This is a genomic window from Streptomyces griseoluteus, from assembly GCF_004784465.1.
GTDB classification, from domain to species: Bacteria; Actinomycetota; Actinomycetes; order Streptomycetales; family Streptomycetaceae; genus Streptomyces; species Streptomyces griseoluteus.
Genome location: NZ_SRRU01000008.1, coordinates 263239 through 268497, shown reverse-complemented (window position 1 = coordinate 268497; position 5259 = coordinate 263239). Strand labels below are relative to the sequence as shown.

The following is a 5259-nucleotide window of genomic DNA, read 5'->3' as shown; positions in this document are numbered from 1 at the left end:
GCGGGATCAACCTTTGGGGAGAGGTTCCGGGGACGGTAAGGAAAGCCGGGGCATAACGAACGAGCGCACGGCGGCTCGCCCCACGGCTTTTCCGTGACGGTGAAAGGAAGAGAGTGCGTCTGCGAGATGTCGAACACGGCCGAGCCGATCCGCACTTCCGCTTACCGGCGCACGAGTGCCCGCCGCATCCACGCACGTCGACCCCGCGGCCGGGCGGGCCGCCGGGACCTCCGCGAGCGGGAACGGGAACCGGCGCGAGCGTCTCGCCCGCGGTGACGATCGTCCGGCGCGCCGACGCGACGGCCTCCCCGGGCGAGAGCGGCGCCCAGGGGGTCACATGGCGGCGAATGCCGTACGACCAGGCACGACACCCCGGACGGGCCGGGGTTCGCGGGCCGACCTATCCGTCGGCCGCCATCGCCCGCACCAGACTGGCGGGCCGCATGTCGGTCCACTGGGCCTCGATCGCGTCCAGGCACTCCTGGCGCGACCCCTCCGGGCCCTCGGCCCGCCAGCCGCCCGGCACGGCGAGCGTCGCCGGCCAGAGCGAGTACTGACCCTCTTCGTTCACGAGCACCAGGAACTTGCCCGATTCATCGTCGAAAGGATTGACCACGACGCCCCCCTTGGCGGCACGTACATCAGCTTGTTTTTCCGAGCCGCCGCGCATTCCGTTTCCGCGGCTCCCGGACTGCTTGCCCGATCCGCACAGTGCGTCAGATCGAACGAAGGAGCGAAGCGCTCCATCCCCGAGATGACAGTTCCCGTGCGGCCGGTCGGAACCAGACTGCCCGGACCCTGTTCATTCACACTCATCACACTAAGGGAAAGTCCACGATCGGAGGTACTCGTTCGATCGATTACCGATGGGTAATAGAGCGTGCAATAATCTCCTGCACTGCCTTTGGCATATGACCAACGGCATTCAGCATTCAGCATTTGGCCAACAGGCGCCCCGAGTATGCCGGTTCGGCCGCATATGACCCAGGTCGATCCGGCCGGTCCGGCGCATGTGCCACCGCGCTCTCACTTGAGCGCATACGACTCCGCACCACGCACCCGTGCGCCGACCGTGCGCCCCGTTTCCACCCGTGACGCCTCGCCGCACCGACCAGATCAGGACACGAGGGGCGAGGAACAGACCGTGCACCCCGCTTTCGGGACGACCGGTATCCGGCCAAGGTGCGCACCGGCCCCACTCGAAGCCTTAAGAGTCTGTCGTGGCTGACGGATGATCAATAACCTTACGGAACACGCCATTCCCGGTCTCGACGGAGCATCATGACCACTGCGGCACAGATACCCGACATCCTCTCCCCCGAGTTCGCGGCGGACCCGTACCCGGCCTACCGGCTGATGCGGGAGTCCGCGCCCCTCATCTGGCACGAGGCCACGCAGAGTTACATCATCTCGCGCTACGAAGACGTCGAACGTGTCTTCAAGGACAAGGACGGCGAGTTCACCACCGACAACTACGACTGGCAGATAGAGCCGGTCCACGGCAAGACCATCCTCCAGCTCAGCGGCCGTGAGCACGCGGTGCGCCGGGCCTTGGTCGCCCCTGCCTTCCGCGGCCGGGACCTCCAGGAGAAGTTCCTGCCCGTCATCGAGCGCAACTCGCGCGAACTGATCGACGCCTTCCGGCACTCCGGCTCCGCCGACCTGGTCACCGACTACGCCACCCGGTTCCCGGTCAACGTGATCGCGGACATGCTGGGCCTGGACAAGGACGACCACGCCCGCTTCCACCGCTGGTACACCGCCGTCATCGCCTTCCTCGGCAACCTGTCCGGCGACCAGGAGGTGGCCGCGGCCGGCGAGCGCACCCGCGTGGAGTTCGCGGAGTACATGCTGCCGATCATCCGCGAGCGCCGCGAGAACCTCGGCGACGACCTGCTGTCGGTGCTGTGCGCCGCCGAGGTCGACGGGGTACGGATGAGCGACGAGGACATCAAGGCGTTCTGCAGCCTGCTGCTCGCCGCCGGCGGTGAGACCACGGACAAGGCGATCGCCAGCATCTTCGCCAACCTGCTGAGCCACCCCGACCAGCTCGCCGCCGTCCGGGCCGACCACAGCCTCATCCCGCGGGCGTTCGCGGAGACCCTGCGCTTCACCCCGCCGGTGCACATGATCATGCGGCAGTCCGCGACAGAGGTGAAGCTCAGCGGCGGCACCGTCCCGGCCGGGGTCACCGTCACCTGCCTGATCGGCTCGGCCAACCGGGACGAGAACCGCTACCGCGAGCCGGACCGCTTCGACATCTTCCGCGAGGACCTCACCGCCACCAACGCCTTTTCCGCGGCCGCCGACCACCTGGCGTTCGCGCTGGGCCGGCACTTCTGCGTGGGCGCGCTCCTCGCCAAGGCGGAGGTCGAGATCGGCGTCGCCCAACTGCTGGACGCCATGCCGGACCTGCGCTTCGCCGACGGCTTCGACCCGGTCGAGCAGGGCGTGTTCACCCGCGGCCCCCAGGCTCTTCCGGTGCGGTTCACCCCCACCGCCTGACCAGCGGCCCGCTGGGCCCCCGGAGGAGGGGGCCCAGCGGGCCGCCGGCTATCCGTCGACCGGGGTGAACCGGACCGGCAGCGTGGTCAGCCCCCGCATCCAGATGGACGACCGCCAGGTCAGCGTGTGCGGGTCCACCGCGAGCACCAGGTCGGGCAGTCGCTCCAGCAGCGTCTCCACGGCGGTGCGCGCCATGACGTCCGCGAGCAGCGGCGCCGGGTACGGGCACCGGTGCTCGCCGTTGCTGAACGACAGGTGCGCGGCGTTCTCCGCGCCGACATGGCCCTCGGGCCAGAGACTCGGGTCGGTGTTGGCGGCGGCCAGCCCGAGGACCAGGCAGTCGCCGGCCCGGATCTGACGGCCGCCGAGCTGGGTGTCACGTACCGCCCAGCGGCCGATGAAGTTCTGGGTGGGCGTGTCGAGCCAGAGCACCTCGTTCAGCGCCTCGCCCACGCTGACCCGGCCGCCGGACACGCTGAGTTCGAACCGCTCGTCGGTGAGCAGCAGACGCAGCGCGTTGCAGATCCAGTTGGCGGTGGGCTGCTGCGCGGCCGCGATGACCGAGATCAGGTCCTGGACGATCTCCTGGTCGCTGAGCCCCGCCGGGTGCAGCACCATCCGCGAGGTGACGTCCTTGCCGGGGTCGGCCCGCTTGTCCTGGACCAGCCGCACCAGCCGCTCGCCCACGCGCCCGTAGGCCGCCACCGGGTCGTCGCCCTCGGCCGCGTCCAGGGAGATCCGCAGGTCGTCCACGAGCTGCTGGGTGTCGGCGCCGGAGACCGGCATACCGCACATCTGGACCACGGCCCGCATCGGCAGCGCGTGCGCGTACGACGACATCAGCTCGGCCTGGCCGCTGCCGGCGAACCGCGCGATCAGCTCGTCGGCGATCAGCTCGCAGTCGCGGGCCAGCTCGAACTGGTCCACCCCGGACAGCGCCTCGGTGATCACCCCGGCCCGCCGCCGGTGCTCCTCCCCCTCGGTGAACAACACCGAGGGCTGGTAGCCGACGAAGGGCATCAGCGGCCAGTCCGGCGGGATGTTGTCCCACTGGTTCCAGCGGCGCGAGTCCCGCGCGAACAGCTCGTCGTGGCTGGTGACCTGGGCGACCTCGTGGTAGCCGAGCACCAGCCAGGCCGGGATGTCGCCGTCCAGCAGGACGGGCGCGACAGCGCCGTGCTCGCGGCGCAACGCCCGGTACATCTGCGACGGCGTCTGCTGGTACTCCAGTCCCGCCAGGCGCACCGCGTCGGTGTGGGCGGGGCAGCCGGGCGGCGGGGCCTGGTGCGCGGAGAAGGGGCCGGGGTCGGTCACGGGGTCGCCTCCTGGGCCGTGGCCAGCGTGTACACATGGTCCACGAGAGTGATCAGCACGTCCTTGCCCGACTGCCTGACCCGTGCGTCGCAGTCGAGCATCGGCACGTGATCCGGGAGCGCGAGGGCCTGCCGGATCTCGTCCAGGGAGTGGTGGTTCGCGTCGTCGTCGAACCGGTTGACGGCCACCACGAAGGGCGTGCCGTGGTGTTCCAGCCGGTCTATCGCGTACCAGGAGTCGTCCATCCGGCGGGTGTCCACGAGGACGACGGCGCCGAGGGTGCCGGAGAAGAGCCGGTCCCACAGGAACCAGAAGCGCTTCTGGCCGGGCGCGCCGAACAGGTACAGCACCATGGTGTCGTTGAGGCTGATCCGGCCGAAGTCGAAGGCGACGGTGGTGGTCGACTTCGCGGCGACGCCGCTGGTCTCGTCGATGCCGACGCCGGCCTCCGTCATCACCTCCTCGGTGTTCAGCGGCCGGATCTCGCTCACGGAGCGGACCAGCGTGGTCTTGCCGACGCCGAAGCCGCCCACGACGACGATCTTCAGCCCGGTTTCCGCCGCGTCGGCCAGTGGCGTGCGGTGGGCGGGCAGCTCAGAGATTGCGGAGCCCATGGAGCACTTCCTTGAGAAGGGCGGGGTCGGGGAGCGAGGGGTTCACGGGTGGGTGGCGTGCGGTGATCCGGCCGGTGTCGAGCAGGTCGGCCAGCAGGATGCGGACGACCGTGATCGGCAGTTCCAGCTCGGCGGAGATCTCCACCACCGAGGTGGGGTGCCGGCACAGGGTCAGGATGCGGCTGTGCTCCGACTGCATGCCTGTGGTCGGCTGGCACTCCGCGACGATGAGCGTGACCAGGTCCAGGGTGTCGTCGACGCTGCTGCGCCCGTTCGTGACCGTGTAGAGCCGGTCGGGGGCACCGGTGTCCACCGGCTTGCGGGTCACGGCCGGGTACTCCCCTGGAACGGCTGCCTGGGCGCGGCCCGCAGATGCTCACCGATCTTGTCGACCAGCCCGGTCATCTCCTCGCCGAGGCGGCCGGGGTCGGCGTCCTCGGCGGCGACGACCGCCAGGTGCGCGCCCTCACCGGCGCCGACGATGCACAGCAGGCCGCCGTGGAAGGCGGTCATGGCGTGGAGCACGCCGCCGGAGCCGTCGCCGAACTCCACGGACGCGCCGTGGGACAGGGCCTGGAGGCCGGAGCAGATCGCGGCGAGCTGGTCGGCCTGATCCGCGGCCAGGTCGGGAGTCCAGCACAGCTTGAGGCCGTCGCGTGAGAGGACCAGGGCGTGCCGGGCACCGGGCGTCTGCTCCAGCAGGTTCTGCAGTAGCCAGACGAGGCTGTTGTCGGTGGTCTGCATGATGGGTGATGGGACGGTGGTGTCCGGCTGTTCGGTCACCGGCCCGTTCCTCCAATCTCATGGGCACGAGGGGGGCGTGGCT

At 69.8% G+C, this 5259-nt stretch carries 6 protein-coding genes; 1 reads left to right on the top strand and 5 read right to left on the bottom strand.

Going from position 1 to position 5259, the window contains the following annotated elements; all coding sequences use genetic code 11:
- Nucleotides 1-400: 400 nt before the first annotated feature.
- Entirely contained in the window at nucleotides 401-616 is a 216-nt protein-coding gene (locus tag E5082_RS22730; RefSeq protein ID WP_086693285.1) for an MbtH family protein, read from the bottom strand.
- Between the two features lie 665 nt (nucleotides 617-1281).
- Here E5082_RS22730 and E5082_RS22725 point away from each other — a divergent pair.
- Nucleotides 1282-2505 (top strand): cytochrome P450, encoded by a 1224-nt coding sequence (locus E5082_RS22725; protein ID WP_135793089.1) that lies wholly within the window; start codon nucleotides 1282-1284, stop codon nucleotides 2503-2505.
- A 48-nt stretch (nucleotides 2506-2553) separates the two neighbouring features.
- Here E5082_RS22725 and E5082_RS22720 read toward each other — a convergent pair whose 3' ends face one another.
- The 4 genes from E5082_RS22720 to E5082_RS22705 are packed head-to-tail and all read right to left on the bottom strand — an operon-like array spanning nucleotide 2554 to nucleotide 5177.
- Nucleotides 2554-3819 (bottom strand): cytochrome P450, encoded by a 1266-nt coding sequence (locus E5082_RS22720; protein ID WP_135793088.1) that lies wholly within the window; start codon nucleotides 3817-3819, stop codon nucleotides 2554-2556.
- Entirely contained in the window at nucleotides 3816-4433 is a 618-nt protein-coding gene (locus E5082_RS22715; protein WP_130329887.1) for a GTP-binding protein, read from the bottom strand. Before E5082_RS22715 ends, E5082_RS22720 begins: the two co-directional genes overlap by 4 nt.
- On the bottom strand, nucleotides 4414-4761 hold the full coding sequence (locus E5082_RS22710) for a DUF742 domain-containing protein (RefSeq protein ID WP_135793087.1): 348 nt from the start codon (nucleotides 4759-4761) through the stop codon (nucleotides 4414-4416). Before E5082_RS22710 ends, E5082_RS22715 begins: the two co-directional genes overlap by 20 nt.
- Nucleotides 4758-5177 carry a roadblock/LC7 domain-containing protein gene (locus tag E5082_RS22705; protein ID WP_051887871.1) on the bottom strand — a complete coding sequence of 140 codons (420 nt, stop codon included), beginning with the start codon at nucleotides 5175-5177 and terminating at the stop codon, nucleotides 4758-4760. Before E5082_RS22705 ends, E5082_RS22710 begins: the two co-directional genes overlap by 4 nt.
- Nucleotides 5178-5259 lie beyond the last annotated feature (82 nt).